The organism is Anoxybacillus sp. MB8, assembly GCF_011006755.1.
GTDB classification, from domain to species: domain Bacteria; phylum Bacillota; class Bacilli; order Bacillales; family Anoxybacillaceae; genus Anoxybacillus; species Anoxybacillus gonensis.
In genome coordinates this window covers 14,113-40,456 of record NZ_RXXX01000004.1, presented here as the reverse complement: position 1 = coordinate 40,456, position 26,344 = coordinate 14,113, and the positions used below count along the sequence as shown (strand labels likewise).

The window sequence follows — 26,344 nt, the reverse complement described above, 5'->3', positions numbered from 1 at the left end:
GGGATTTCGTTGCTTGAAGGGGTGAAAGTCATTGATTTTTCCCATTATCTCCCCGGTCCATTTGCAAGCCTTCGCTTAGCGGACTTAGGCGCGGAAGTAATCAAAATCGAGCCGAAAACAGGCGATCGGATGCGGAAGCTTACTGATGACTGCCTGTTTGACGCGAACAATAAAAACAAAAAAAGTATTGCGCTAGATTTAAAAAATGCGCAAGATGTGCAAATCGCGCAACAGCTCATCCGCGAAGCGGACGTCGTCATCGAAAGTTTTCGCCCTGGCGTCATGAAAAAGCTTGGGCTTGGCTATGAAGGCGTATCCGCGCTCAATCCAGCGATCGTTTATTGTTCTATCAGCGGGTATGGTCAGCATAGCAACAATGGAAGCCATGACATCAATTATATGGCGCTGACCGGCGTGTTAGCGCAACTCAAAGACGACAACGGCCGTCCGATCCATCCAACCATTACGTTAGCTGATCTCATCGGCAGCATACACGTAGTCGAACAAATTACTGCTGCCTTATACGCCCGCGAGCGAACGGGGAAAGGGAGCTATATTGACGTTGCGCTTGTTGACGGCTTGCTTTCGATGATGACGAACCATTTTGTCTTGGAACACTATACCGGACAAAAAAACGGCATTCCAATATTAGCTGGCACAGTCGTGTCGTACCATTTGTACGAAACGAAAGACGGTCGCTATATGGCGCTTGCGGCGCTTGAAGCGCACTTTTGGCGCAATTTTTGCGACGCAGTTGGCAAGTTCGAATGGTACGAAGGACATCTATCGGCAGCTTGTGACGATAATCCTTTGTTTCTTGACATGAAGCAATTGTTTCGCACGAAAACGTTTCAACAATGGATCGTTTTTTCGGAACAAGTCGATTGTTGTTTAACGCCAGTATTAGAAACGGATGAAGCGAAAACGAGGTTTGCAAATAACGCGTACCGAAAGATGATTCATATCGACAACGACCGAATAGAAGTAGCAACCCGCTATGATGAACATGTTTTCACGAAGCGCACACGAGCACCAAAACTAAACGAACATGGAGAGGTGTATGCAAATGATGAACGTTCCATTAAATATTGCGACAATGCTTGAACGGGCAGAACGGTTTTTTCCGAAAAAACAAGTGATTTCGCGGATGAAGAAAGGGCTTGTCCGCCATACGTATCAAGAAATTGGCGAACGGACGAGAAAGCTTGCTAGTGCATTACGAACGCTTGGTGTCAATACAGGCGATCGCGTCGGTACGTTCGCATGGAACCATCATCGCCATTTAGAAGCGTATTTTGCTATTCCAGGCATCGGAGCGGTGCTGCATACGATCAATATTCGCCTGTCACCGCAACATATCGCCTATATTATTAATCATGCGAACGACCGTGTACTATTGATTGATGATGACTTGCTACCGCTCATTGAACGAGTGAAAGACGAAATAAACGTCGAGGCGTTTATCGTTATGACCGATGACCCGACGCTTCCAAAAACGACGCTTGCGCCTGTTTATCATTATGAGGAATTGCTGCAACAAGCCGAGCCGATTTCATTTGTCAAAGACCTCGACGAGCATCACCCTGCTGGGATGTGTTATACGTCTGCGACAACTGGAAATCCGAAAGGTGTGTTGTACTCCCATCGCGGCATCGTTCTCCATAGCATGGCGCTAGGGCTTGCCGATAGTGCCGCATTGTCGGAATCGGATGTGGCGCTCCCAGTCGTGCCAATGTTCCATGCGAATGCGTGGGGCTTGCCGTTTGCTACGGTTTGGTTTGGGACGACGCTTGTTATGCCGGGAGCGGCATTTACGCCGAAAATATTGGCAGAACTAATGGAACAAGAAAAAGTGACGCTAGCGGCTGGTGTGCCGACCGTTTGGCTTGGCTTATTGAACGAGTTAGAGAAAGGCTCCTATGATTTACGCAGCGTGACGCGCATTTTATGCGGCGGCTCAGCAGCACCAAAAGGAATGATTCGCGCCTTTGAAGAAAAATACGGCATCCCGTTTGTGCATGCTTACGGCATGACCGAAACGAGCCCGCTTGTCGTCTTATCACGCCTAAAAAGCTACCAGCAGCACGTATCGAACGAAGAAAAATTGGACATTCGTGCGAAACAAGGGTTTCTTGTCCCTGGGGTAGAAATGAAAGTGATCGGCAAAGACGGAGAAGTAGCGTGGGACGGAACGGAAATGGGCGAACTATGCTTGCGCGGCCCGTGGATTGCCGATGAATATTATAACGACGAGCGAAGCAAAGATGCGTTTCGCGATGGGTGGCTATATACAGGGGATGTCGTCACCGTCGATGAAGAAGGGTTTATTAAAATCGTTGACCGGACGAAAGACGTCATTAAAAGCGGCGGCGAATGGATTTCGTCTGTCGATTTAGAAAATGCCTTGATGGCGCATGAAGCAGTGTTTGAAGCGGCCGTCGTGGCAGTTCCGCATCCGCAGTGGCAAGAGCGCCCGCTTGCTTGCGTCGTAGTAAAGGAAGGAAAAAGCGTGACAAAAGAGGAACTATACGACTTTTTACGGCCGCAATTTGCGAAATGGTGGCTGCCAGATGAAATCGTCTTTATGAACGAAATTCCGAAAACGAGTGTCGGAAAATTTTTAAAAATGAAATTGCGTGAACAATTGCGTGATTATTTTACAAACATTCAATAGGAGGGGTTGCGATGGAAATGATTGCGGTGATCGGTGCTGGTTTAATGGGAAGCGGCATCGCCCAATCGCTAGCGATGGGGGGGAAAACGGTTTATTTATATGATATTTCCGATGCTGCCCTTGAGAAAGGAATGAATTCGATTCAAAAAAGCCTTGCCCGTTTTGTCAAAGCAGGGAAATTACAAGAACAAGAGGCAACGGCTGTTCTTGCCCGCATTCAACCTGAAACGAACTTGCACGAAGCAGTAAAAGCGGCGGACGTTGTCATCGAAGCCGTTCCAGAACATTTGCCGCTCAAAAAGCAAGTGTTTGAACAGCTTGACCGTTATGCGAAACAAGAGGCGATTTTAGCGACTAATACGTCGGAATTAAGCGTCACCGCGATTGCCGTAGCGACCAAACGTCCGAGCCAAGTCGTCGGCATGCATTGGTTTAATCCGGCGCCAGTCATGAAGCTCATTGAAATCGTAAAAGGGGTAGAAACATCGGAACAAACGATTGAAGCAATTCAACAACTATCGGAATCCATTGGCAAAGAAACGGTCATCGTAAAAGATATGCAAGGATTTGTGACAACACGGGCGCTTGCGGCGCATATGTTGGAATGCATTCGCATGTATGAAGAAGGGATCGCTTCCGCGGAGCATATCGACAAAGCGATTCGCCTTGGGTTGAATTACCCGATGGGACCGCTTGAACTTGCCGATTTAGTCGGGTTAGATACGATGTTATTTGTCAGTGAAAATATGACAGAAGCATACGGCGACCGGTTCCGCCCGCCACAAACGCTTCGCAAACTTGTTGAAGCAGGGCATCTCGGCCGAAAAACAGGAAAAGGATTTTACACTTATCAATGAAAGAAGGGAAAGACATGCGCGAAGTGGTGATTGTCGAAGCGGTACGCACCCCTGTCGGCAAACGAAACGGGGTGTTTCGTGACAAACATCCTGTTCATTTAGCAGCTGTAGCGCTCGATGAAGTCGTCAGACGAGCGGGGATGGAAAAACAGCTGATCGAAGATATTGTGATGGGATGTGTAACGCCGATTGGCGAACAAGGCTACAATATCGGGAGGTTAGCAGCATTGGAGGCAGGCTTTCCAGTGGAAGTAACGGCGGTGCAAATCAACCGTATGTGCGGCTCCGGACAGCAAGCGATCCATTTCGCCGCTCAAGAAATTAAATCAGGCGATATGGAGATAACGATTGCGGCTGGCGTCGAAAGCATGACAAAAGTGCCAATTTTAAGCGACGGAAACGAGCGAACGATTCCAGCATCGCTCCATGAAAAATACGAATTTGTTCACCAAGGCATTTCTGCGGAATTGATCGCCGAAAAATACGGATTGACGAGAGAACAATTAGATGAATATGCGTACGAAAGTCATCAACGGGCACTTCGAGCGCAAGCGGAAGGTCGTTTCACGGAAGAAATGGTGCCTATTAACGGACTTGATAAAGACGGCAATGACATCATCGTGACAGCCGATGAAGGACCGCGCCAAGATACATCGCTTGAAGCGTTAGCGGCGTTGAAGCCCGTTTTTAAACAAAATGGGAAAATTACTGCTGGAAATGCGAGCCAAATGAGCGATGGTGCGGCCGCGGTGCTATTGATGGAGCGACAAACAGCGCTTCGCCTCGGCTTGAAGCCAAAAGCAAAAATTGTTGCCCAAACAGTCGTTGGCTCCGATCCGACATACATGCTTGACGGTGTCATTCCAGCGACGAAAAAAGTATTGCAAAAAGCGAATCTTACCATTGACGATATCGACCTTGTCGAAATTAATGAAGCGTTCGCATCTGTCGTTCTCGCTTGGCAAAAAGAAATCGGTGCCCCGCTTTCGAAAGTAAATGTCAACGGTGGTGCCATCGCCTTAGGTCATCCGCTCGGCGCCACGGGCGTCAAACTCATGACATCGCTCGTTCACGAACTCGAACGACGAAAGGGGCGCTACGGCTTGTTAACCATTTGCATCGGGCACGGTATGGCAACCGCGACCATTGTGGAGAGATGGGAAGGATAAAAAAGCAGGAGCCTCCTTTGAGGTCTCCTGCTTTAGTTGTTTGTTTTTAACGATTTATTCGGCAATTTCCAGTTGTACGTATACGATAAAATGCGCAATGCCGCAACGACAATAAACAATACATACAAGCTAATTGGAGAATGTGCGATGCCGGTTCCGACCGCAACGCCCGCTAAAATCGCCCAAACAGCATAAATTTCATCACGCAATACGAGAGGTTTTCTTCCTGCTAATACATCGCGAATCATTCCGCCTCCACTTCCAGTCAATACAGCAGCAACAATGACTGCACTTAACGGGCGATTCATTTGAACAGCATATAATGCTCCTTGAATGGCGAAAGCTGACAACCCGAGAGCATCAAAAAAGTTTCCCCAACGTTGCCAATGTGGTAGCATTTTGTGTGGAAACAAATAGACAATAGTCATCGCGATAAACGCGATGAAAAAAAGAGTTTGTTGTTGCCAAAGAACAGATACCGGTACACCAATTAATACGTTACGCACAGCACCGCCGCCGAATGCAGTTACAATTCCGAGAATGTATACACCTAAAATATCGTACTCCTCTTCCATAGCGACAATCGCTCCGCTAATCGCAAAAGCAATCGTACCGATCATACTTAATACTTCCCAAGTCATCATCGCAATCCTTTCTGTTATGTAACATTACGTTAAAATTTTATGTATAAAATATAAAAAAATCAATGATCATTTTTCAGACATAGCGCTTTTAAATTAGATTTGTTATGATGAGAACAGATGTTCAATAGGAAAGAGGGGAAATATGGAAAAGGAACGAGTCATTATTGTTGGATGCCAATTGCCACATGTGGATGATGAACGATTTTCGTATTCGCTAGAAGAGCTTGCTTCGCTCGTTCATACAGCAAATGGCGAGGTAGTCATTACCCTTACGCAAAAACGGGACACGATTCACCCGGCTACATATATCGGAAAAGGAAAAGTCGACGAGCTAGTGCGTCTTGTCGAACAATTTGAGCCAGATGTCGTCATTTTTAATGATGAACTGTCGCCAAGCCAAAACCGTAACTTAACAAAGTTGTTAAACGTACGCGTCATTGACCGAACGCAGCTTATTTTAGACATTTTCGCAAGCCGCGCGCGCTCCAAAGAAGGAAAATTGCAAGTCGAGCTTGCCCAATTGCAATACATTTTGCCGCGCTTAAGTGGACAAGGCGCGCAACTTTCCCGATTAGGCGGTGGAATTGGAACGAGAGGGCCGGGGGAAACGAAGCTTGAAACAGACCGCCGTCATATTCGCCGCCGTATCGATGAGATTAAAGAGCAACTAAAAGTCATTGTTGAACATCGCGAACGCTATCGCGAGCGGCGGAAGAAAAACGCGGTGTTTCAAATCGCGCTCGTCGGCTATACGAACGCTGGCAAATCAACGCTTTTTAACCGCCTAACGAACGCGGATGCTTTTGAAGAAAATTTACTGTTTGCTACACTAGATCCGCTCACAAGAAAACTTGTGCTGCCAAGCGGTTATACCGCGCTGCTGACAGACACGGTCGGCTTTATTCAAGACTTGCCGACAACGCTCGTCGCGGCGTTTCGTTCGACGCTCGAAGAAGTGAAAGAAGCCGATTTTATTTTACATATTGTCGATTCATCGAATCCGGATTATATTCAACATGAACAAACAGTTTATCGCTTGCTCGAAGAATTGGAGGCGACAACGATTCCGATTGCAACGGTTTATAACAAACGCGACATTGTCCTTCCAAGCTTTGTCCCAAGCCCGAAAACCGATTATATGTTAGTGAGCGCATTCAACGAACAAGACGTTCAAAACTTGCGCCAATTTATCGAAGAAAAAATAACTGAAGCAATGGAGCGTTACGACGTGGCGATTCCAGCGTTTGAAGGAAAATTGCTGGCACAGCTAAAAGCAGAAACGATTGTGCGGCACATGCACTACAACGAACAAAGCGGCATGTATGAATGCAGCGGTTACTTATTGCGAGAACATCCACTTTTGTTACAACTAAGAACATATCAAAAATAGAAAGGGTTTTTTTATGTTTCAACATTTAACACACGGAGAAACGATTTCTGCACTCGTTAAAGAAATTGAAGCACAAATTGCGCCGATTCATCGGGCGATTGACGAGCGCATTGACTATAATCAATATCGCGTATTACAAAGCTTTCGTCGTCATCAAGTAAGTGACGCACATTTTATTCCATCGACAGGATATGGCTATGATGACTTAGGACGCGACACGCTTGAAAAAGTGTATGCAGACGTATTCGGTGGGGAAGCGGCGCTCGTTCGTCCACAAATTATTTCTGGTACGCACGCCATTACAATAGCTTTATTCGGCATTTTACGTCCAGGTGATGAACTTTTGTACATTACAGGCAAACCGTACGATACGCTAGAAGAAATCGTTGGCATTCGCGGCAAAGGAATTGGTTCGTTAAAAGAGTTTCATATCGGCTACAACAGCGTACCGCTTACAAACGAAGGAAAAGTCGATTTTGCAGCGGTGAAACAAGCCATCAATGAGCGAACGAAAATGATCGGCATTCAGCGCTCTAAAGGGTATGACCCGCGCCCGTCGTTTACTATTGCTGAAATCAAAGAAATGATTGATTTTGTAAAAGCCATCAAACGAGACGTTGTCGTTTTTGTTGATAACTGTTATGGGGAATTTGTCGAAGAGAAAGAGCCTTGCCATGTTGGCGCTGATTTAATCGCTGGTTCGCTCATTAAAAATCCTGGGGGTGGATTAGCGAAAACAGGAGGATATCTCGTTGGTAAACGCGAATATGTTGAAATGTGTGCATATCGTATGACATCACCGGGAATCGGGGCAGAAGCGGGTGCCTCGTTATACAGTTTACAAGAAATGTACCAAGGTTTTTTCTTAGCGCCACATGTTGTCGGACAAGCGTTGAAAGGGGCGGTTTTTACGGCGGCGATGCTCGAACGCATCGGCATGAATACGTACCCGACATGGAATGCTACACGTACAGATTTAATTCAATCCGTACAATTTGACGATGCAGAGCAAATGATTGCGTTTTGTCAAGCGATTCAATTTGCCTCACCGGTCAATGCGCACTTTACCCCATATCCGAACTATATGCCAGGATATGAAGATGACGTCATTATGGCGGCAGGCACATTTATTCAAGGGGCAAGTATTGAGCTGTCGGCTGATGGACCTATTCGCCCACCATATGTTGCATACGTACAAGGGGGACTGACGTATTCGCACGTTAAAATTGCTGTTTGTATCGCTATTGATCGGTTGCTTGAGAAACAATTAATTCAATTATAAAATATTTTCAGAAAAAAACATGTGATAAAATGTAACATATTATTGACATATAAAATAACATAGAATAAAATAAAAATACGTATTACGTAAGGAGGGGTCGACATGAATAGTCACATTCGTCGCTCCATGCCGTTATTTCCTATCGGTATCGTTATGCAGTTAACGGATTTATCAGCGCGACAAATTCGCTATTATGAGGAACACGGTCTCGTTTCACCTGCGCGAACAGAAGGAAATCGTCGGTTATTTTCGTTTAATGACGTGGATCGGTTGCTCGAAATTAAAGATTTAATTGAACAAGGTGTTAACTTAGCAGGCATTAAACAAATTTTTGCCTCACGTCAGCAACAGCATGCGAACACCGTACCGCCTGTCGCGCCAAAAGTAGTGAAACAAGATTTATCCGAAGCGGAATTACGCAAACTGTTACGTGCCGAATTAATGGAAGCGGGTCGTTTTAATCGTGCCTCACTTCGTCAAGGAGATATCGCTCGCTTTTTCCATTAAAAATTTATGATTTTACACAAACGATCTTTTTTATTTTGGGGGAGGAATATGTAATGGCTAAGTACACAAAAGAAGATATTTTTCGTATTGTTAAGGAAGAAAATGTAAAGTATATTCGTTTACAGTTTACAGACATTCTTGGCACGATTAAAAACGTCGAAATCCCTGTAAGCCAACTGCAAAAAGCGCTCGACAATAAAATGATGTTTGACGGATCATCGATCGAAGGATTTGTCCGTATTGAAGAATCAGATATGTATTTATACCCTGATTTAGATACCTTTGTTATTTTCCCGTGGACAGCTGAAAAAGGAAAAGTCGCTCGTTTTATTTGTGACATTTACAATCCAGATGGTACACCGTTTGAAGGATGTCCTCGTTATAACTTAAAACGTGTATTGAAACAAATGGAAGAGCTCGGATTTACAGAGTTTAACCTAGGTCCAGAGCCAGAGTTTTTCTTATTCAAGTTAGATGAAAAAGGAGAGCCGACGTTAGAGTTGAACGATAATGGCGGTTACTTCGATTTAGCACCAACAGATTTAGGTGAAAACTGCCGTCGTGATATCGTATTAGAGCTAGAAGAGATGGGGTTTGAAATTGAAGCATCTCACCATGAAGTCGCGCCGGGGCAACATGAAATTGACTTCAAGTATGCCAATGCAGTAAAAGCGTGCGATGACATTCAAACCTTTAAACTTGTTGTAAAAACAGTAGCACGCAAACACGGTTTACATGCGACATTTATGCCGAAGCCTCTCTTTGGTGTAAATGGCTCGGGCATGCACTGCAACTTATCGCTCTTTAAAAACGGTGAAAATGCCTTTTTTGATCCGAATGGTCAATTGCAACTCAGCGAAACAGCATTGCAGTTTATTGCGGGTGTGTTAAAGCATGCTCCAAACTTTACAGCAGTAACAAACCCAACAGTAAACTCATATAAGCGTCTCGTTCCGGGCTATGAAGCACCTTGTTACGTTGCATGGTCAGCACGCAACCGTAGCCCATTGATTCGTATCCCGGCATCACGCGGCATGAGCACTCGTATTGAAGTGCGTAGTGTAGACCCAGCAGCAAATCCATATTTAGCGATGGCTGTATTGTTGGCTGCGGGATTAGACGGCATTAAAAATAAATTGACACCGCCAGCACCGGTTGACCGAAACATTTATGTGATGACAAAAGAGGAGCGTTTAGAAGAAGGAATTGTTGATTTGCCAGCAACATTGGCAGAAGCGCTACAAAACTTAAAATCGGATGAAGTAATCGTCAACGCGCTCGGCAAACATTTATTCGAACATTTTGTTGAAGCGAAAGAAATTGAATGGGATATGTTCCGCACGGCAGTACATCCATGGGAACGCGAACAATATATGAGCCTTTACTAAAAAAGCTAACGGTTTTTTCCGTTAGCTTTTTTAATGAATTGAGCGATATACACCAATTACTTTTCCTAAAATCATCGCATTCGAAACAATGATCGGTTCCATAGATGAATTTTCAGGTTGCAAGCGAATGTGATCCTTCTCCTTAAAGAAGCGTTTGACGGTTGCTTCGTTTTCTTCTGTCATCGCTACAACGATATCTCCGTTATTAGCCGTTTGTTGTTGACGGACGATCACGTAGTCTCCGTCTAAAATACCAGCCTCAATCATACTTTCTCCGACAATTTGTAACATAAATACTTGATCATCTGGTGAGACGAATCGTTCTGGAAGAGGGAAATATTCTTCAATGTTTTCGATTGCGGTAATCGGTTGTCCAGCTGTAACTTTTCCGACGATTGGAACGTTGATGACATTTGTTTTTGGGATGGATTCGTACTCGTCCAAAATTTCAATGGCGCGTGGTTTTGTTGGATCGCGTCGAATGAAGCCTTTGCTTTCTAAACGAGCTAGATGACCGTGAACGGTTGAACTTGATGCTAAACCGACTGCTTCTCCAATTTCCCTCACTGATGGTGGATACCCTTTTGTGCGTACTTCTTGTTTAATGAAATCTAATATTTGTTGTTGTCGTTTTGATAATTTCGCCATTCTTATACACCTCTTCCCTTTCATCTTTGTCCATATTATAACATAATTTTCGATTTGAATACAAACATAAGTTCGAAAACATAGTTGACACGAACAAAAGTTCTCGTTATTATAAAAACAAACAAATGTTCTGTTTTTAGGGGGTAGAAGGTATGGGGAAAATACATTATGTCGTGATGTTTTTATTTAGTGTATTGTTTGTTTGGGCGTTTTTGCACGTCACACAATCGGTTGATAAACAAAAATATGTTGAGATTACTGTGTCAGCTGGTGATACGTTATGGGAGCTTGCGGACAAATACAAACATGAACATCAATTGTCGCATGAACAATTCATTCAATGGGTGATGTCAGTAAACAACCGTTCAGACGAACGATTAATCATTGGTGAGAAAATTGTCATTCCTGTGTTAAAATCAAATAGCGAAAGTCGGCTTGTTGCGAATAGACCGTAAAGAAAGGGATGACGAATGAACGCCATTATTTATTGTCGTGTAAGTACAACGAAAGAGACGCAAGAAACATCATTACAAAGGCAAAAAGAAGAGCTCGAAAAGCTTGCAGCGGAATATGAAATGAATGTTGTCAAAATTATTCAAGAGCAGGCAAGCGGTTATGACATCGAACGAGAAGGAATTATGGAGTTGCTTGATACGATCAAGCAACATCACATTGATGTCGTCCTCGTACAAGATGAGACAAGACTTGGACGTGGGAATGCAAAAATCGCCCTTCTTCGTTGTTTGCAAAAAGAAGACATTCGGGTGTATACGGTGAGTCATCGAGGAGAACTTCAGCTGTCAGAAGCGGATTCGATGGTGTTAGAAATCATTAGCATTGTAGAAGAGTATCAAAGAAAAATACATAATTTAAAAATTAAACGTGGGATGCAGCGAGCTGTTCAAAACGGCTATCGACCAGAAAACAATTTGCGCAATGTAGGCGAACATGCTGGACGCGATCGAAAAGATGTACCAATTGAAGACATTATTCGGTTGCGTCAAAATCGCTTAACGTTCGCTGAGATTGCTGCCACGCTTCGTTCATTTGGTTATGATGTATCAAAAGCGACCGTGCATCGACGATACAAAGAATATGAGCAACTTGTCAACAATGAAAAATTTTTGTATGATGGTACGAGCGAGAAGTAAATACAAAAGGATGAGGCTAAATGTTATCTTCTGAAAAAATAGCAAGAATTAATGCGTTAGCTAAAAAAGCAAAAATGGAAGGTCTTACAGCTGAAGAAAAACAAGAACAGCTTCAACTTCGCACAGAGTATATTGCTGCGTTTCGTGCGTCGATGATCGAAACATTGCATCATGTAAAAGTCATTGACCCAAACGGAAATGATGTCACTCCAAAAAAATTAAAGGATAGTAAGAAAAAACGACTGCATTAATATGCGTACGATGGAGAACATACTGATAGATGTTCTCTTTTTTCGTCAGTTTGTCAAAAAAAATGTTGTGAAGCATTGTACATTTTACGAACTTTTCTATATCATAAAAGATGAGAATGTTTGCAAACGAAAGGATGAAGATGATGACACACTCTATTGAACAATTATCGATTGCAGCAATTCGTACGTTGTCGATTGATGCGATTGAAAAAGCAAATTCAGGTCACCCAGGAATGCCAATGGGAGCTGCACCAATGGCGTATACATTGTGGACAAAGTTTATGAACCATAATCCGCGCAATCCAAAATGGTTCAATCGCGATCGTTTTGTATTATCAGCAGGACACGGCTCGATGCTATTGTATAGCTTGCTTCATTTAAGTGGCTATGACGTCACAATCGAAGATATTAAACAGTTTCGCCAATGGGGAAGCAAAACACCAGGCCATCCGGAATACGGTCATACACCAGGTGTAGAAGCGACAACAGGACCGCTTGGGCAAGGGATTGCGATGGCTGTCGGAATGGCGATGGCGGAACGTCATTTAGCAGCTACATACAACAAAGACCGGTTCGAAATGATTAACCACTTTACATATGCGATTTGTGGTGACGGCGACTTAATGGAAGGAGTTTCTGCAGAAGCTGCTTCGTTAGCTGGTCATTTAAAACTTGGACGCCTCATCGTTCTTTATGATTCGAATGATATTTCACTTGATGGCGAATTAAATCTTTCTTTCTCAGAAAGTGTAGAGCAACGGTTCAAAGCGTACGGTTGGCAATACATTCGTGTAGAAGACGGCAATAACATTGAAGAAATTGCTCAAGCGATTGCTGAAGCTCAAAAAGATTTAGAGCGTCCAACATTAATTGAAGTGAAAACAACGATCGGTTATGGCTCACCAAACAAAGCAGGAACAGCAGATGTGCACGGCGCTCCACTTGGAAAAGATGAAATTAAGCTAACGAAAGAAGCGTATAATTGGACGTTTGAAGAAGACTTTTACGTTCCAGATGAAGTGTATGCTCATTTTGAAAAAGTAGTGAAAGAAGCGGGAGAGAAAAAAGAAGCGGAATGGAACGCTTTATTTGCTGAATATGAGAAAGCGTATCCAGACTTAGCAAAACAATTACGCATGGCGATCGACGGTAAACTTCCTGAGGGTTGGGAAAAAGCATTGCCGGTATATGCAGAAGGAAAAAGTTTAGCAACACGCGCTTCTTCTGGGGAAGTATTGAATGCCATCGCAAAAGTTGTACCGCAATTTTTAGGTGGCTCTGCGGACTTAGCCGGTTCAAACAAAACGTTAATTAAAGGTGCAGGAGACTTCTTGCCAGGTAGCTATGAAGGTCGCAACATTTGGTTCGGTGTTCGTGAATTTGCGATGGGGGCTGCGCTAAATGGCATGGCGCTTCACGGTGGTGTGAAAGTATACGGTGGTACGTTCTTTGTCTTTTCAGACTATTTACGTCCAGCCATTCGACTTGCTGCACTGATGGGATTGCCTGTCACATATGTATTTACGCATGATAGCATTGCTGTCGGTGAAGATGGTCCGACGCATGAGCCAATTGAACAACTAGCCTCCTTACGAGCAATGCCAAATGTATGTGTCATTCGTCCAGCAGATGCAAATGAGACAGCTGCTGCATGGCGCTTGGCTGTAGAATCTACAGATCGCCCGACTGCTCTTGTGTTGACACGTCAAAACCTTCCTACGCTAGCGACGACAGCTGAGCGCGCTTATGAAGGGGTGAAAAAAGGAGCATATGTTGTTTCTGAAGCCCAAGGAGAAGTCCAAGCATTATTGTTAGCATCTGGTTCAGAAGTTAGCTTAGCTGTAGAGGCACAGAAAGCGTTAGCAAATGAAGGGATCCATGTTTCAGTTGTAAGCATGCCTTCATGGGATCGTTTTGAAGCGCAAACAGCTGATTACAAAGAAAGTGTGATTCCGAAACATGTGAAAAAACGCCTTGCAATTGAAATGGGCGCATCTCTTGGTTGGGAGCGATATACAGGAGATGAAGGAGAGATTTTAGCAATCGATCGCTTCGGGGCTTCTGCACCGGGAGAAAAAATTATGCAAGAATATGGATTTACAGTGGAAAATGTCGTTGCACGTGTCAAAGCATTACTAAATAAATAATAAAACGGGGAGCGCATCTCCCCGTTTTATTATCGAATAAAGATTTTTTACTGAACATATTGTACAAACCGCCATTGTTTAGTATAGTGTAATGTAGACAACATGAAGGAGGAAAAAATATGTGGGAAATGATTTTAGTAGGCATTGTAGCGCTTGCTGCCGGCGTTGCGCTCGGATTTTTTATTGCGCGTAAAACAATGATGAACTACTTGAAGAAAAATCCACCGATTAATGAACAAATGATTCGAATGATGATGATGCAAATGGGCATGACTCCATCGCAAAAGAAAATCAATCAAATGATGAAAGCAATGAACAACCAATTAAAATAAAAGGCAAGGCACTCGCGATGAGTGTCTTTTTTAGCACGGAAAGAAGCAGTTGCTCATATTTGTATTTTTTTGATAAAATATAGGCAAACGAAGAAGAAATGGAGTGCCAATCATATGGACGTTCAACTGTTTGTTGCGTTTGGGGCGGGTGTACTTTCGTTTATTTCCCCGTGCTGTTTGCCGCTTTATCCAGCTTTTTTATCATATATCACAGGAATGTCGGTTAGCGATTTAAAATCCGATTATGCGTTGTTGCAAAGAAGAAGTTTGTTACATACGTTATTTTTTTTGCTCGGATTTTCATTTATTTTTATTGCTATCGGTTTTGGTACGTCGGTGCTCGGACAATTTTTCCATACATACCAAGATCTCATTCGTCAAATTGGTGCAATATTGATGGTGTTTTTCGGGTTTGTCATTATCGGCATTTTTAAACCGAAGTTTTTAATGACTGATCGTCGTTTATCTTTTCAATATCGTCCATCTGGTTACATCGGTTCTTTTCTTATTGGCATGGCATTTGCTGCTGGTTGGACGCCATGTACAGGTCCAATTTTAGTATCCGTTATCGCCTTAGCAGCAACGAATCCGAGTTTAGGTGTTGTTTATATGACAGCTTACTCCCTTGGCTTTGCTTTGCCATTTTTGCTCTTGTCTTTTTTTATCGGAAAAATGGGTTGGATTCGAAAACATCATGTCAAGTTAATGAAAATCGGCGGATATGTCATGGTAGGAATGGGTGTCGTATTATTTTTTGATTGGATGACGAAAATTACAATTTATATGACAAATATATTTGGTGGTTTTACAGGTTTTTAGTTTTGAAGGGTGTGGAGGGAAAGAAAATGGCGAGAGTTTTAATCGTGGATGATGCGAAGTTTATGCGCATGACGTTAGCGAATATTTTGAAAAAAGCAAATCATGAAGTTGTCGGGGAAGCAGAAAATGGAAAAGAAGCTGTTGATTTTTACATGGAGTTAAAGCCAGACGTTGTGACGCTTGATATTACGATGCCGGTGATGAGCGGACTTGAAGCGGTAAGGGAGATTAAGCAACGCGATCCGCATGCGAAAATTATTATGTGCTCAGCTATGGGACAACAAAAGATGGTCGTTGAAGCCATTGAAGCAGGGGCGCTTGATTTTATCGCAAAACCATTTGATGAAAGCCGTGTGATTGAAGCGATTCAACGTGTGTTGCAGTAAAAAAGAGAGGGAGATTCACTTTGGCCATTTTTAGTTCGGTATTTGCTGTATTGATGGCTGGACTTGTTTTTTTTATTCGAATGAAAGCGGCAGAAAAACCGACAAACGCTAAAAAAATTATATTACCGCCTATTTTTATGAGCACAGGTGCATTGATGTTTGTGCATCCGATGTTTCGGGTAACGGCGCTTGAATGTATAGAGGCCATTTTCATCGGGGCACTTTTTTCTATTTTGTTAATTAAAACATCTTCGTTTGAAGTTCGAGGCAATGAAATTTATTTACAACGCTCAAAAGCGTTCGTTTTTATTTTTGTTGGTTTAATTGTATTACGTTTAGCTCTAAAAACATATTTAAGTCGTACCATTGAGTACGGGGAGCTTGCCGGAATGTTTTGGATCCTCGCTTTTTCGATGATTGTTCCTTGGCGAGTGGCGATGTATGCATCATATCGTCGTCTTCAGCGCGAAATAACGGAAAAAAGCTAATCAACGAAGGGTGATTAGCTTTTTTTCATTAGTAGATGTTCGTATTTTGTAAAATCAATTTGTTTTTCTCGAAGAGCTTTAATTAAAAATTTATGGTCGCGTTTTGGTGTGGCGAGAATATAGCCACGAACAACTAAATCTTCTGTAATCCGATCCGCTTTTTCTTGTAACGCCAATTCTCCGATTTTGCCAGCAATTTTTTGACGAGCTACATCCCGAAACAGTTCAGGAACAGGACGAACTAAATCTTCGAGCAACGCTTTTTCTTTTTCAGACCATAAATGGCGTGTTTGTTCAATGTAATATTGCTGCCAATCTAATTCAGATTTCCCATCTTCTTTCGGCAGCCGTTTTAAAAATTTCCGAAACATAAAAAAGCCACCGATCGACATCGTAACAAGGAGAAAAACGACCCAAAATAAAATAAACCATAAAAACCAACCTGTTAGCATACATTCCACCTCAACGTTTATTATGTAAAAAAATAAGAGCGGAATCAAGAAAAAGAGCTGACGTTGCGTCAGCTCTTTTACATATCGTGACTTGAGTTATGCTTTTGACGAGTATGATTTTGATTTTTTACTTTTTTCGATCCACTAAGCGGTTCTGGTTGTCCTGGGTTATCTCCTTTTGGAGCATTTTTTCGCATATCTTTGCTTGTATTTTTGTTCATATCATACACTCCTTTCCTTCATATGATGGCATGGTGGATGAGATTTATGCATATTTCGCTCATGAATAGGCACGATAAATATTAAAAAGAGAGGAAGTGAATGAGATGCCTTATCATAAAAATAAGCAACAAGCGTTTGAAGCTGCCCAACAAGGAACAATGGAGGCGAAAGAATGGTACGATCATCTTGTGAAAAGTGATGCAGATTACGGAAGTCAATTGCATCATTTAAAACAAGAAGTAAACGAAGCGTTTGAGCAAATTAATAATGCACTTGAAGTAGCTTCTGAAAAACAGCGCAAACAGCTTGAACAATTTCGCGATGATTTGCAAGCGATTGTGGAAGAAGTAAATATGTATGAATAATCCCGCTTCAAGCGGGATTATTGATTTTTCTTACGTTTTTTATTATTTTGTTTTTGAGCTTCTGTCAGTGGCTCGTTCGAGAGCTCTTCATTGTAGCCCGCACCTTTTCCTTGGGCGCTTGCATCATTCATGTCAGGAATGACATGATTTGCTTTTCTTTTTACCATCTTTTTTCACCTCCTACAACTATTGTTGGAAAGAGAGCAAAAAAATATGCATTTATCTGAAACTTATAAACAATTATTATTTACTTATGTAGAGCATTGTATTAAGATAAAAGCGTAGGAATTTTGTGGGTTTGGGAGAAGATGACTTGTTAGAAGGGGGTAATACATAATGGTGAAAAATGATGTATTTCAAGCGCGTTCCACATTTGAAGTAAACGGGAAAACATATCATTATTATCGCTTACAGGCGCTTGAAGAAGCAGGAATTGGAAATGTATCACGTCTTCCGTATTCGATTAAAGTACTTCTTGAATCAGTACTTCGTCAAGTTGATGGACGTGTCATTACAAAAGAGCACGTTGAAAATTTAGCGAAATGGGGAACGAGCGAACTAAAAGATGTAGATGTTCCATTTAAACCATCTCGCGTTATTTTGCAAGACTTTACAGGTGTTCCAGCTGTCGTTGATTTAGCTTCGATGCGCAAAGCGATGGCGGACATCGGTGGAGATCCGTATGAAATCAACCCCGAAATTCCTGTCGATCTTGTCATTGATCACTCTGTCCAAGTTGATAAGGCTGGAACAGAAGATGCGCTCGAGTACAATATGAATTTAGAGTTTGAGCGTAATGCAGAACGCTATAAGTTTTTGAAATGGGCACAAAAAGCGTTCAGCAATTATCGTGCTGTTCCGCCAGCAACAGGTATTGTGCATCAAGTGAACTTAGAGTATTTAGCGAATGTGGTACATGTCGTTGAAGGAGAAAACGGTGAATATGAAGCGTTCCCAGATACGCTTGTAGGTACTGACTCTCACACGACAATGATTAACGGCATTGGCGTACTCGGTTGGGGTGTTGGTGGTATTGAAGCGGAAGCAGGTATGCTTGGACAACCTTCATACTTCCCGGTACCAGAAGTCATCGGTGTACGCTTAACAGGAAAGTTACCAAACGGTACAACAGCAACAGATCTTGCGTTAAAAGTGACACAAGTACTTCGGAAAAAAGGGGTCGTCGGCAAGTTTGTTGAATTTTTCGGTCCAGGTGTGGCAACATTGCCGTTAGCAGACCGTGCCACAGTAGCAAACATGGCGCCTGAGTATGGTGCAACGTGCGGTTTCTTCCCAGTCGATGCAGAAGCGCTTGATTACTTGCGTTTAACAGGCCGTAATGAGCAGCATGTTCAAGTCGTTGAAGCATATTGCAAAGCTAACGGTTTGTTCTATACACCAGATGCGCAGGAGCCTGTATTTACAGATGTTGTTGAAATTAACTTATCAGAAATTGAACCAAATCTTTCTGGACCAAAACGTCCACAAGATTTAATTCCGCTTTCAAAAATGAAAGAGTCGTTCCGTCAAGCAGTAGTTTCTCCGCAAGGAAACCAAGGTTTTGGCTTGACAGAAGCGGATTTGGATAAAGAAATGACAGTCACGTTAAACGGCGAAGAAGTAAAAATGAAAACAGGTGCGATTGCGATCGCTGCCATTACAAGCTGTACGAACACATCGAACCCATATGTGTTAATTGGGGCAGGTTTAGTCGCGAAAAAAGCAGTGGAAAAAGGATTAAAAGTTCCGAAATACGTAAAAACATCGCTTGCACCTGGTTCAAAAGTCGTCACAGGATACTTAAAAGATTCAGGACTTCTTCCTTATTTAGAACAAATTGGATTTAATATCGTTGGTTACGGTTGTACGACATGTATCGGTAACTCTGGTCCACTTGCTCCAGAGCTTGAAAAAGCGATTGCAGAAAATGATTTGCTTGTGACGAGTGTATTATCGGGTAACCGAAACTTTGAAGGACGCATTCATCCGCTCGTCAAAGGTAACTATTTAGCATCACCACCGCTCGTTGTGGCATATGCACTTGCTGGAACCGTTGATATCGACTTATTAAATGAGCCGATCGGTAAAGACCAAAACGGAAATGACGTGTACTTTAATGATATTTGGCCGTCTACAGAAGAAGTGAAAGAAGTCGTAAAACAAGCGGTGACACCGGAATTGTTCCGCAAAGAATACGAGCGAGTATTCGACGATAACGCCCGTTGGAATGCGATTGAAACGACGGACGAGCCACTTTATCAATGGGACGAAAATTCAACGTATATTCAAAACCCTCCATTCTTTGAAGGGTTATCACCAGAAGTGGAGGAAGTGAAACCACTTACTGGATTACGAGTAGTTGGTAAATTTGGTGATTCTGTCACGACAGACCATATTTCTCCAGCTGGATCGATCGGTATAAATACACCAGCAGGACAATACTTAATTTCTAAAGGTGTTGATCCGAAAGACTTTAACTCGTATGGTTCTCGTCGTGGTAACCATGAAGTGATGATGCGAGGTACGTTTGCTAACATTCGTATTCGTAACCAAATTGCCCCTGGTACAGAAGGTGGCTATACAACATATTGGCCAACAGGCGAAGTCATGTCGATTTACGATGCTTGCATGAAATATAAACAAGACGGTACAGGACTTGTTGTTATTGCTGGAAAAGATTACGGCATGGGAAGTTCGCGTGACTGGGCAGCAAAAGGAACATATTTACTTGGCATTAAAACGGTCATCGCTGAAAGCTTTGAGCGTATTCACCGTTCCAATCTTGTGCTTATGGGTGTGTTACCACTTCAATTTAAAGAAGGGGAAAATGCCGAAACGCTTGGATTAACGGGCAAAGAAGTATTTGAAGTACACATCGATGAACATGTAAAACCGCGTGACTATGTAAAAGTTACAGTAACAGACGAACAAGGAAACAAAAAGGAATTTGAAGTACTTGTACGCTTTGACAGCGAAGTGGAAATTGATTACTATCGCCATGGTGGTATTTTACCGATGGTATTGCGTGAAAAATTAAAACGATAAGAAGAGAGCAGATCGCTCTCTTCTTTATTTTTTGTTTGTTTTTTTCGCCGCATTTTCTAATGCGCTTTTTGGATCTGGGGTAAATGTGGCATCATATCCTTGTGGATTGACACTTGGAGCGTTTTGGCCGCGATTTCTTCCATTATTTTTGCTCATGACGTCCACCTCCTGTGCATATTGTATCCGTCTTTTCGAAAAATATATGCAAGGAGGCAAGGACATGAATCGAGCCATTCAAACAGCATTATGTACAATTGCGTTAGCACAATTTTTAAAAATTCCATTGGCGAAAAGAAAAACAAAAAAATGGGATTGGTCACTGTTTTTCGAGACAGGTGGTATGCCAAGTTCGCATTCCGCGGGAGTTGCTTCACTTGCCACATATGTTGCTTTAAAAAGAGGAGTGCAGAGCATAGATTTTGCCCTTGCGACTATTTTTGGCTTAATTGTTATGTACGATGCTCAAGGGGTGCGTCATCAAGCAGGGGAGCTAGCTATTCGTGTGAATGAATTAACTGAAGAGATCGAAAAGATAAAAGGAGCTCCTGATGATGGGAAGCTTGACCGAAAAGAGGAGTTATTGCGTGAACGGCTTGGTCATCAACCTATTGAAGTCATTGGTGGAGCGTTTCTTGGTATTGTTACAGGAGGATTATCTTACGTAATAAGTAGGTGGAAGCGCTCGCTATGAGAGGCGAGCGCTCTTTTTCCTTTGCCATATATGTTGAGGGAGTTCAGACAAAACCATCCCTAATAAAATGAGTGCAGCTCCGAATAAGGCAGTTTGTTGAAGACGTTCATCATTCCATATATACGCAGTCAAAGCAGCAAAAACAGGTTCTAGAGCAAAAATTAAAGCAACACGTGTTGGAGATGTATATTGTTGAAAATGCGTTTGAATAAAGAAAGCGATTGTTGTTGCGAATAGTGCGGTGATGAGTAAAGCGCCCCATACATCAAATGTTAAAAAAGTGGAGAGCGGAATGACAGACCAATCTTCGAACAAATACGAACATATAAAACAAACAATTGATACCGTCTGAACTTGAACGGTTGTTAGTAGGACAGCTGAAAATTTTGTTGCATAGATGCTTGTTGAAACGATATGTAATGCAAAAGCAATGGCGCATAAAAAGACGAAAAGATCTCCTTTGTTCATTGACATATCTCCATTTATAGTCAAAAAATATAGCCCACACGTAGCTAACACGCTTCCAATGACAGCATGAAGCGAAGGTTTTTGCTTTAAAATCATAAATGAAAAAAAGGGGACAAGAACAACATTTAGTCCGGTAATGAATCCTGCTTTTGAAGAAGTAGTATACAATAAGCCGATCGTTTGAAGAGCATACCCAAGACATAACCAAATGCCAAGAATAAATCCAGAGAGTATAAGCTGTTTATCTAGCGGTTTTCGTTCAAAGATGAACACCCAAATCCATAGCAGTATGCTTGCGATCGCAAAACGTACGCCATTAAACAACAATGGGGGCAAAAAAGAAATGGCATTTTGAACGACGACAAACGTCGCTCCCCAAACGAATGCAACAAACAATAAACTTAAATCTGCTTTGTATTTCATATTCCTCTCCTTTATAAAAAATGTTGTGCGAGACAGAAGCCTCACACAACATTTTACCATCATTCCATATATTTTGGAGATATTTTTTTTGCGATATATACGAAAGGTGTATCTAACATTGCGACAATCCATTTTAACACATACGTCGTAATAAAAATTTGTATCCAATCGTGAAATGGGAATACACCGAGAAACGCGATCGATGCGAAAACGAGTGTATCGATTAATTGGCTAATCATCGTACTTCCATTATTGCGAATCCAAAGTTGAGAATCGTGCGGAAATTTCTTTTTAAACCAATGAAATAAGTGAACATCAAGTGACTGGCTAATTAAAAAAGCAAGCAAACTACCAACTGCGATACGTGGCAACAAACCGAAAATCGTTTCTAATGCCGGTTGTGCGAAGTCAGTAGCATGCGGCTTAAATAATAAAGCAAGTTGCATCACGATCGTGAGTGAAATGAGTGTAAAAAAGCCGAGCCATACCGCTTTTTGTGCTTCTTTTTTTCCGTACTTTTCACTTAAAATGTCAGTCACTAAAAAGGCAGTTCCGTACATGACGTTTCCAAGTGTAGCTGTCATACCAAGTAATTCAACCGTTTTAACGACTTGTAAATTAGCGACAACAGTAGAAAAGCCGATCCATACGAATAAACCTGAACGACCGAAGAAACGATAAATGAGCAATACAAGTGAAAATGTGACGATGGCAGAAAAAAGACCGAGTATTTCATTGAACATGGTGATCCCTCCTCTGTATGAAAGTATAAAGACACAAAGGATATTATACAATTGAGATCATTTTTTGTCTAAACTGTTATAATAAAATCAAAAAGAAAAGGTGAGCGATGTGAAGGTATTTATGGAGTGGACATATGTAACACCGAAAAAAAAGGAAATGGTGTGGACATCAAAAGAAATGGAAGTGGAAGAAGCTTTCGTTTTTGCGGAAGATATAGAGAAAACGGGAAGAGTAAAACAACTTTTATTTTATGATGCACGTGGTATAGCGTGGACAAAGAAAGAGTTAACCAAACTAATGAAAGAAATCGAAGCGGATCCGCATGATGTTGTTGCATATTTTGATGGCGGTTTTGATCATGAAACAAAAAAAGCGGGAGTTGGCGTTGTTATTTATTATAAACAAAACGGCGATCCATTTCGCATACGCGCAAATGCGCAGCTAGATGAATTGCAGTCAAATAATGAAGCGGAGTATGCAGCATTCCATTTTTTACTCGAACAGCTTGACCATCTCGGTGTTCATCATTTACCCGTCGTTTTCCGCGGAGACGCGCATGTCGTATTTCATCAATTATCTGATGAATGGCCAGTATTTTCAGAAGAGGGGAGATGGATTGAGCGAATTGAGCAAAAAATGAAGAAACTTTGTATTTCACCAATTTATGAACCAATTCGTAGAAAACAAAATGGTGAAGCGCATCAATTAGCGACACAAGCGCTTCGTGGAACGATCATTACGAGTACAATGCGGTTGGAGCGTGAACGATGAATCGAAAAGACGTGTTACTTCGGTTAAATGAGTTGTTTGATACGTATTGCGAAGGATGTTTTGTGAAAAGAACATTTCGTAAAGAGTGCGGAAAATCGTATGCGCAATCGTTTTGCATTCAGACATGTACAGTAGGCGAAAAAATACAACAATACGGTCAGTTGCTTGTGAAACAAAAAGTGTAACAAGGGGTTGACCTAACCCCCTTTTTTGATGAAACTTAACCTAAGTATGTGAAATAGACCACCGCTGAAACCCTTGATTTTACTGGGTTTTCACTGGTGGTCTATTTTTCCATTTCATCTCAAATAGGAGCATTACCCTCCTTTTGGGTCAACCCTTTGTCACTACATATGATTGATCGTCTCAAATAATTGATGATGTGCGTCTGCTAGTTCCTTTTCACATTGTAACAACAATGGATCTTCTGCGCCTGTTTTAGCGCGCGCGATCGCTTCTTTTGCCTGTTCAATTGCCTCTTTTGCGTGATTAAACGCATGGTCATCTAAGCTCATCGTTGCTGCTGCCACCATTTTTTTTGCTGATTCAACGGCTAAATGTGCATTTTCAATTTTAGTAAATACGCTATCGGACTGAAGATGCGGCTTTTTTGGATTTTGTGTCATTGCTATCCCTCCTCGTTTGTAGTATTTGTGTGAAAGGAGGGGAGTATGTAGTCAACTACCCAACGACTAAAGTCGCGGGCTTGCAACTCCCCAGAAGTGCAAGCGGACGGTGTCCTCCTTCCTTCATTTGGGGTTGCATCAGGGCAGGTTGACAGCTACCCAACCACCAACGTCATGCGTTCGTGGTTACTTCAACGATGTACTCGATTCCTTTTCGTTGAAGATTCATCACACCTACTCGGTCATCGTTTGTTGTATGTTGGCATGTTTGGCAACCAAATGTGTGTGTTCTTCTTTCGGTCTGCTTTTTCTGTATGCCCAATAACACAAACAGCGTGTTCTTGCCATAACGTTCAACGAGTGCCTTACTGATGCAATGGTTGACATCTTGCATCCAACGGTTTTCTCGTTGACACCACCTTTCGCTAATTTTATTTTACCTTATTTTTAGTGAAAAATAAAGAAACATCGCAATCCTCCCCATGAATGAATTCAGGGGTTTCCTGCGAGATTCTTCATGAAAAAAGACCAGCGTTTGCTGGTCTTTTCGTCGAGCTATATATGAATCATCTCAGACGATTATAATTTCACTACGTTTGCAGCTTGAGGGCCACGGTTTCCTTGAACGATTTCAAAAGAAACAGCTTGACCTTCTTCTAACGTTTTGTAGCCTTCACCTTGGATTGCTGTGAAGTGTACGAATACATCGTCTCCACCTTCAACTTCGATGAATCCGTAACCTTTTTCGTTGTTAAACCATTTTACTTTACCGTTTTGCATAATACTGAATCCTCCTAATACCTTTTAGCCAATAGGCTAATGAAAAAATTTTTCATATAACGGAATATATCCACAGCAACCAATCGGTGCAGGACATATATTCAGTTAGATGATAATTAGACTATACACGAATGACAAGGAAGAGTCAAGACAAAAAGGCGATTTTTTCAAAAAATTTTTTTAGAGGAGGATTTTTGTAATCAGTGCATAACATTAACAGTAAGGAGTATAGAAAGGGAGTGAGCGGCATGTATCGTGGTCAAATTTGTGGAAAAGAAGTCATCATTAAGTTAAGTAACCATGTACGAAAGCAAAAAGTCGATCAAGAAAAGCTATATCAAACGGTTTTAGCGTTTAGCGAAGCGGCATTTGAGCAGCAGAAAGAACAATTTGGTATTGTAAGCAAACAAGGTTTAATTGTTGCCTCTGTTGAACAGCACGATTTGCCTGTGATTTCGGTAGATTATATCATTCCGTCTCACCATGTATATGATTGAAGCCCAGATCATCCTGGGCTTTCACTATGATAGGTGCTCATGAATTTTTTTATGGAAAAGAATTGTGAAAATATGTATGATCATAAATATATGAGGATAAAGGTGGGAAGGTATGATGATGAAACGATGGACGATTCAAACAACGAAGCGAGATGAGTTTGTAGATGTTACTTCGTTTGTCCAATCATTTGTTACAGAAAGTGGAGTGCAAGAAGGAATTGTTGTTGTTTATTGTCCACATACAACCGCAGGAATAACAATAAATGAAAATGCTGACCCGGATGTGAAACGAGACATGATTCGTCGTTTTGATGAATTGTATCCATGGCATCATGCGCTTGATCGACATAGTGAAGGAAATACAGCGGCACATATGAAAGCAAGCACGGTTGGATCCTCAGCGCATGTTATTATCACGAAAGGCCAGTTGCTTCTTGGGACATGGCAAAGCATTTATTTTTGCGAGTTCGATGGACCGAGAACGCGTACATTTTATGTAAAGGTGATGGAAGGATGAACGGACAACGTATTTTGCCCGCTGTACGTTCGATGAAAGATTTTGATAAACTGATCAAAATGAATTACGAATATGGGGTATTTTTAGATATTCATATTGGTATGCTGAAAAGTGTGTATACATACGCAAATGAGCATGGTAAAAAAATGTTTCTTCACGTTGACTTAATTCAAGGATTAAAAAGCGACGAATATGCAACAGAATTTTTATGTCAACTCGTCAAACCGTATGGATTGATTTCGACAAAAAGCAGTGTAATTACGAAAGCGAAACAAAAAGGCGTAGTCGCGATTCAACGCACATTTATTATTGATTCGAACGCGTTTGAGCGAAGTGTTCAACTTGTAGAAAAAACAAACCCCGATTATATTGAAGTGTTGCCTGGTGTTGTTCCGAAAGTCATTTCTCAACTTCATGAACGAACGGGAAAAAACATTATTGCTGGCGGATTAATAGAAAATGAAACAGAGGTCGAAGCAGCACTTGCCGCAGGGGCTGTTGCTGTAACGACATCAAATGTCGAACTTTGGCGGTATTTTGAACCAAAATGATGAAGGAAAAATATTGACACCGCTTTCAACATTCATTAGAATTGTAAGTAAGTTAATTA

At 41.9% G+C, this 26,344-nt stretch carries 34 protein-coding genes and 1 pseudogene; 24 read left to right on the top strand and 11 right to left on the bottom strand.

Annotation, left to right across the window (positions count from 1 at the left end):
- The first annotated feature begins 9 nt into the window (after positions 1–9).
- Genes EKC99_RS02625 through EKC99_RS02610 form a run of 4 tightly spaced genes read left to right on the top strand, consistent with a single transcriptional unit; the run spans position 10 to position 4,700 of the window.
- Positions 10–1,104: a CaiB/BaiF CoA transferase family protein gene (locus EKC99_RS02625; RefSeq protein ID WP_163150341.1), complete on the top strand. Its 1,095-nt coding sequence runs from the start codon at positions 10–12 to the stop codon at positions 1,102–1,104.
- A complete protein-coding gene (locus EKC99_RS02620) occupies positions 1,067–2,674 on the top strand; it encodes a long-chain fatty acid--CoA ligase (protein ID WP_163150339.1) in 1,608 nt (535 codons plus the stop codon). The genes EKC99_RS02625 and EKC99_RS02620 overlap by 38 nt, the downstream gene beginning before the upstream one ends.
- Positions 2,675–2,685: 11 nt before the next feature.
- Complete coding sequence (locus EKC99_RS02615; RefSeq protein ID WP_163150337.1) at positions 2,686–3,531, top strand: 3-hydroxyacyl-CoA dehydrogenase family protein; 846 nt, start codon at positions 2,686–2,688, stop codon at positions 3,529–3,531.
- 14 nt (positions 3,532–3,545) lie between these two features.
- Entirely contained in the window at positions 3,546–4,700 is a 1,155-nt protein-coding gene (locus EKC99_RS02610) for a thiolase family protein (RefSeq protein WP_163150336.1), read from the top strand.
- A gap of 32 nt (positions 4,701–4,732) precedes the next feature.
- Here the strand turns inward: EKC99_RS02610 and EKC99_RS02605 are convergent, their stop codons facing one another.
- Positions 4,733–5,341 (bottom strand): trimeric intracellular cation channel family protein, encoded by a 609-nt coding sequence (locus EKC99_RS02605; RefSeq protein ID WP_020424590.1) that lies wholly within the window; start codon positions 5,339–5,341, stop codon positions 4,733–4,735.
- Positions 5,342–5,486: 145 nt separating this feature from the next.
- On the opposite strand from EKC99_RS02605, the gene hflX reads away from it, so the two are divergent.
- The 4 genes from hflX (at position 5,487) to glnA (ending at position 9,911) form a co-directional block, all read left to right on the top strand.
- Positions 5,487–6,734, top strand: a complete 1,248-nt coding sequence (gene hflX / locus EKC99_RS02600; protein ID WP_163150334.1) for a GTPase HflX — start codon at positions 5,487–5,489, stop codon at positions 6,732–6,734.
- A 13-nt stretch (positions 6,735–6,747) separates the two neighbouring features.
- The gene (locus tag EKC99_RS02595; RefSeq protein WP_163150332.1) at positions 6,748–8,016 is read left to right on the top strand and encodes a methionine gamma-lyase family protein; all 1,269 of its coding nucleotides are present in this window, start codon (positions 6,748–6,750) and stop codon (positions 8,014–8,016) included.
- Positions 8,017–8,118: 102 nt separating this feature from the next.
- Positions 8,119–8,523: a MerR family transcriptional regulator gene (locus EKC99_RS02590; RefSeq protein WP_009362653.1), complete on the top strand. Its 405-nt coding sequence runs from the start codon at positions 8,119–8,121 to the stop codon at positions 8,521–8,523.
- Positions 8,524–8,576: 53 nt separating this feature from the next.
- On the top strand, positions 8,577–9,911 hold the full coding sequence (gene glnA, locus EKC99_RS02585) for a type I glutamate--ammonia ligase (RefSeq protein WP_009362652.1): 1,335 nt from the start codon (positions 8,577–8,579) through the stop codon (positions 9,909–9,911).
- Positions 9,912–9,941: 30 nt separating this feature from the next.
- Here the strand turns inward: glnA and lexA are convergent, their stop codons facing one another.
- A complete protein-coding gene (gene lexA, locus EKC99_RS02580; protein ID WP_026011791.1) occupies positions 9,942–10,559 on the bottom strand; it encodes a transcriptional repressor LexA in 618 nt (205 codons plus the stop codon).
- A 152-nt stretch (positions 10,560–10,711) separates the two neighbouring features.
- On the opposite strand from lexA, the gene yneA reads away from it, so the two are divergent.
- The 8 genes from yneA (at position 10,712) to EKC99_RS02540 (ending at position 16,133) form a co-directional block, all read left to right on the top strand.
- Positions 10,712–11,014: a cell division suppressor protein YneA gene (gene yneA / locus EKC99_RS02575; RefSeq protein WP_009362650.1), complete on the top strand. Its 303-nt coding sequence runs from the start codon at positions 10,712–10,714 to the stop codon at positions 11,012–11,014.
- A gap of 15 nt (positions 11,015–11,029) precedes the next feature.
- The gene (locus tag EKC99_RS02570) at positions 11,030–11,710 is read left to right on the top strand and encodes a YneB family resolvase-like protein (protein ID WP_163150330.1); all 681 of its coding nucleotides are present in this window, start codon (positions 11,030–11,032) and stop codon (positions 11,708–11,710) included.
- A 20-nt stretch (positions 11,711–11,730) separates the two neighbouring features.
- Positions 11,731–11,961 (top strand): DUF896 domain-containing protein, encoded by a 231-nt coding sequence (locus EKC99_RS02565; RefSeq protein ID WP_009362648.1) that lies wholly within the window; start codon positions 11,731–11,733, stop codon positions 11,959–11,961.
- 143 nt (positions 11,962–12,104) lie between these two features.
- On the top strand, positions 12,105–14,108 hold the full coding sequence (gene tkt / locus EKC99_RS02560) for a transketolase (RefSeq protein ID WP_163150463.1): 2,004 nt from the start codon (positions 12,105–12,107) through the stop codon (positions 14,106–14,108).
- Between the two features lie 119 nt (positions 14,109–14,227).
- On the top strand, positions 14,228–14,440 hold the full coding sequence (locus EKC99_RS02555; protein ID WP_003398951.1) for a YneF family protein: 213 nt from the start codon (positions 14,228–14,230) through the stop codon (positions 14,438–14,440).
- 114 nt (positions 14,441–14,554) lie between these two features.
- Positions 14,555–15,259, top strand: coding sequence for a cytochrome c biogenesis CcdA family protein (locus EKC99_RS02550; RefSeq protein WP_163150328.1), 705 nt, complete (start codon positions 14,555–14,557; stop codon positions 15,257–15,259).
- Between the two features lie 26 nt (positions 15,260–15,285).
- A complete protein-coding gene (locus tag EKC99_RS02545; RefSeq protein WP_026011793.1) occupies positions 15,286–15,645 on the top strand; it encodes a response regulator in 360 nt (119 codons plus the stop codon).
- Positions 15,646–15,665: 20 nt separating this feature from the next.
- The gene (locus EKC99_RS02540) at positions 15,666–16,133 is read left to right on the top strand and encodes a CcdC family protein (protein ID WP_163150326.1); all 468 of its coding nucleotides are present in this window, start codon (positions 15,666–15,668) and stop codon (positions 16,131–16,133) included.
- A 14-nt stretch (positions 16,134–16,147) separates the two neighbouring features.
- Here EKC99_RS02540 and EKC99_RS02535 read toward each other — a convergent pair whose 3' ends face one another.
- Both EKC99_RS02535 and EKC99_RS02530 read right to left on the bottom strand, forming a co-directional pair.
- Positions 16,148–16,585, bottom strand: coding sequence for a DUF2621 domain-containing protein (locus EKC99_RS02535; protein ID WP_009361158.1), 438 nt, complete (start codon positions 16,583–16,585; stop codon positions 16,148–16,150).
- Positions 16,586–16,662: 77 nt separating this feature from the next.
- A complete protein-coding gene (locus EKC99_RS02530; protein ID WP_006318326.1) occupies positions 16,663–16,806 on the bottom strand; it encodes a small acid-soluble spore protein P in 144 nt (47 codons plus the stop codon).
- 105 nt (positions 16,807–16,911) lie between these two features.
- Between EKC99_RS02530 and EKC99_RS02525 the strand changes: the two genes are divergently transcribed.
- A complete protein-coding gene (locus tag EKC99_RS02525; RefSeq protein ID WP_009361159.1) occupies positions 16,912–17,172 on the top strand; it encodes a hypothetical protein in 261 nt (86 codons plus the stop codon).
- A gap of 17 nt (positions 17,173–17,189) precedes the next feature.
- On the opposite strand, the gene sspO is transcribed toward EKC99_RS02525, so the two are convergent.
- On the bottom strand, positions 17,190–17,339 hold the full coding sequence (gene sspO / locus EKC99_RS02520) for a small acid-soluble spore protein O (protein ID WP_019418299.1): 150 nt from the start codon (positions 17,337–17,339) through the stop codon (positions 17,190–17,192).
- Positions 17,340–17,508: 169 nt separating this feature from the next.
- Here sspO and acnA point away from each other — a divergent pair, with 169 nt between their 5' ends.
- The gene (gene acnA, locus EKC99_RS02515) at positions 17,509–20,217 is read left to right on the top strand and encodes an aconitate hydratase AcnA (protein ID WP_019418300.1); all 2,709 of its coding nucleotides are present in this window, start codon (positions 17,509–17,511) and stop codon (positions 20,215–20,217) included.
- A 24-nt stretch (positions 20,218–20,241) separates the two neighbouring features.
- Here acnA and EKC99_RS02510 read toward each other — a convergent pair whose 3' ends face one another.
- Positions 20,242–20,373, bottom strand: coding sequence for a Small acid-soluble spore protein (locus EKC99_RS02510; RefSeq protein ID WP_009361161.1), 132 nt, complete (start codon positions 20,371–20,373; stop codon positions 20,242–20,244).
- A gap of 64 nt (positions 20,374–20,437) precedes the next feature.
- Here EKC99_RS02510 and EKC99_RS02505 point away from each other — a divergent pair, with 64 nt between their 5' ends.
- Complete coding sequence (locus tag EKC99_RS02505; RefSeq protein ID WP_009361162.1) at positions 20,438–20,908, top strand: divergent PAP2 family protein; 471 nt, start codon at positions 20,438–20,440, stop codon at positions 20,906–20,908.
- On the opposite strand, the gene EKC99_RS02500 is transcribed toward EKC99_RS02505, so the two are convergent.
- Together EKC99_RS02500 and EKC99_RS02495 are read right to left on the bottom strand one after the other, a co-directional pair.
- Positions 20,903–21,799, bottom strand: a complete 897-nt coding sequence (locus EKC99_RS02500) for a DMT family transporter (RefSeq protein WP_035066514.1) — start codon at positions 21,797–21,799, stop codon at positions 20,903–20,905. The two genes, EKC99_RS02505 and EKC99_RS02500, sit on opposite strands and share 6 nt — an antisense overlap.
- 59 nt (positions 21,800–21,858) lie before the next feature.
- A complete protein-coding gene (locus EKC99_RS02495; RefSeq protein ID WP_026011794.1) occupies positions 21,859–22,542 on the bottom strand; it encodes a queuosine precursor transporter in 684 nt (227 codons plus the stop codon).
- A gap of 121 nt (positions 22,543–22,663) precedes the next feature.
- Between EKC99_RS02495 and EKC99_RS02490 the strand changes: the two genes are divergently transcribed.
- Complete coding sequence (locus EKC99_RS02490; protein ID WP_081957744.1) at positions 22,664–23,314, top strand: ribonuclease H family protein; 651 nt, start codon at positions 22,664–22,666, stop codon at positions 23,312–23,314.
- The gene (locus EKC99_RS02485) at positions 23,311–23,499 is read left to right on the top strand and encodes a zinc-finger domain-containing protein (protein ID WP_009361166.1); all 189 of its coding nucleotides are present in this window, start codon (positions 23,311–23,313) and stop codon (positions 23,497–23,499) included. The genes EKC99_RS02490 and EKC99_RS02485 overlap by 4 nt, the downstream gene beginning before the upstream one ends.
- A gap of 162 nt (positions 23,500–23,661) precedes the next feature.
- Here EKC99_RS02485 and EKC99_RS02480 read toward each other — a convergent pair whose 3' ends face one another.
- The 3 genes and pseudogenes from EKC99_RS02480 to cspD all read right to left on the bottom strand — a co-directional run bounded on the left by EKC99_RS02480 (position 23,662) and on the right by cspD (position 24,720).
- Complete coding sequence (locus EKC99_RS02480) at positions 23,662–23,940, bottom strand: DUF2564 family protein (RefSeq protein WP_163150324.1); 279 nt, start codon at positions 23,938–23,940, stop codon at positions 23,662–23,664.
- A 172-nt stretch (positions 23,941–24,112) separates the two neighbouring features.
- Positions 24,113–24,352: pseudogene (locus tag EKC99_RS15870) on the bottom strand (RNA-guided endonuclease InsQ/TnpB family protein); the annotation flags it as partial.
- Positions 24,353–24,519: 167 nt separating this feature from the next.
- A complete protein-coding gene (gene cspD, locus EKC99_RS02470) occupies positions 24,520–24,720 on the bottom strand; it encodes a cold-shock protein CspD (protein ID WP_003398931.1) in 201 nt (66 codons plus the stop codon).
- A 248-nt stretch (positions 24,721–24,968) separates the two neighbouring features.
- On the opposite strand from cspD, the gene EKC99_RS02465 reads away from it, so the two are divergent.
- The 3 genes from EKC99_RS02465 (at position 24,969) to EKC99_RS02455 (ending at position 26,285) form a co-directional block, all read left to right on the top strand.
- Positions 24,969–25,217 carry a hypothetical protein gene (locus tag EKC99_RS02465; protein WP_009361168.1) on the top strand — a complete coding sequence of 83 codons (249 nt, stop codon included), beginning with the start codon at positions 24,969–24,971 and terminating at the stop codon, positions 25,215–25,217.
- A 112-nt stretch (positions 25,218–25,329) separates the two neighbouring features.
- The gene (locus EKC99_RS02460; RefSeq protein WP_483296088.1) at positions 25,330–25,734 is read left to right on the top strand and encodes a secondary thiamine-phosphate synthase enzyme YjbQ; all 405 of its coding nucleotides are present in this window, start codon (positions 25,330–25,332) and stop codon (positions 25,732–25,734) included.
- The gene (locus EKC99_RS02455; RefSeq protein WP_019418309.1) at positions 25,731–26,285 is read left to right on the top strand and encodes a glycerol-3-phosphate responsive antiterminator; all 555 of its coding nucleotides are present in this window, start codon (positions 25,731–25,733) and stop codon (positions 26,283–26,285) included. The genes EKC99_RS02460 and EKC99_RS02455 overlap by 4 nt, the downstream gene beginning before the upstream one ends.
- Positions 26,286–26,344: the final 59 nt, after the last annotated feature.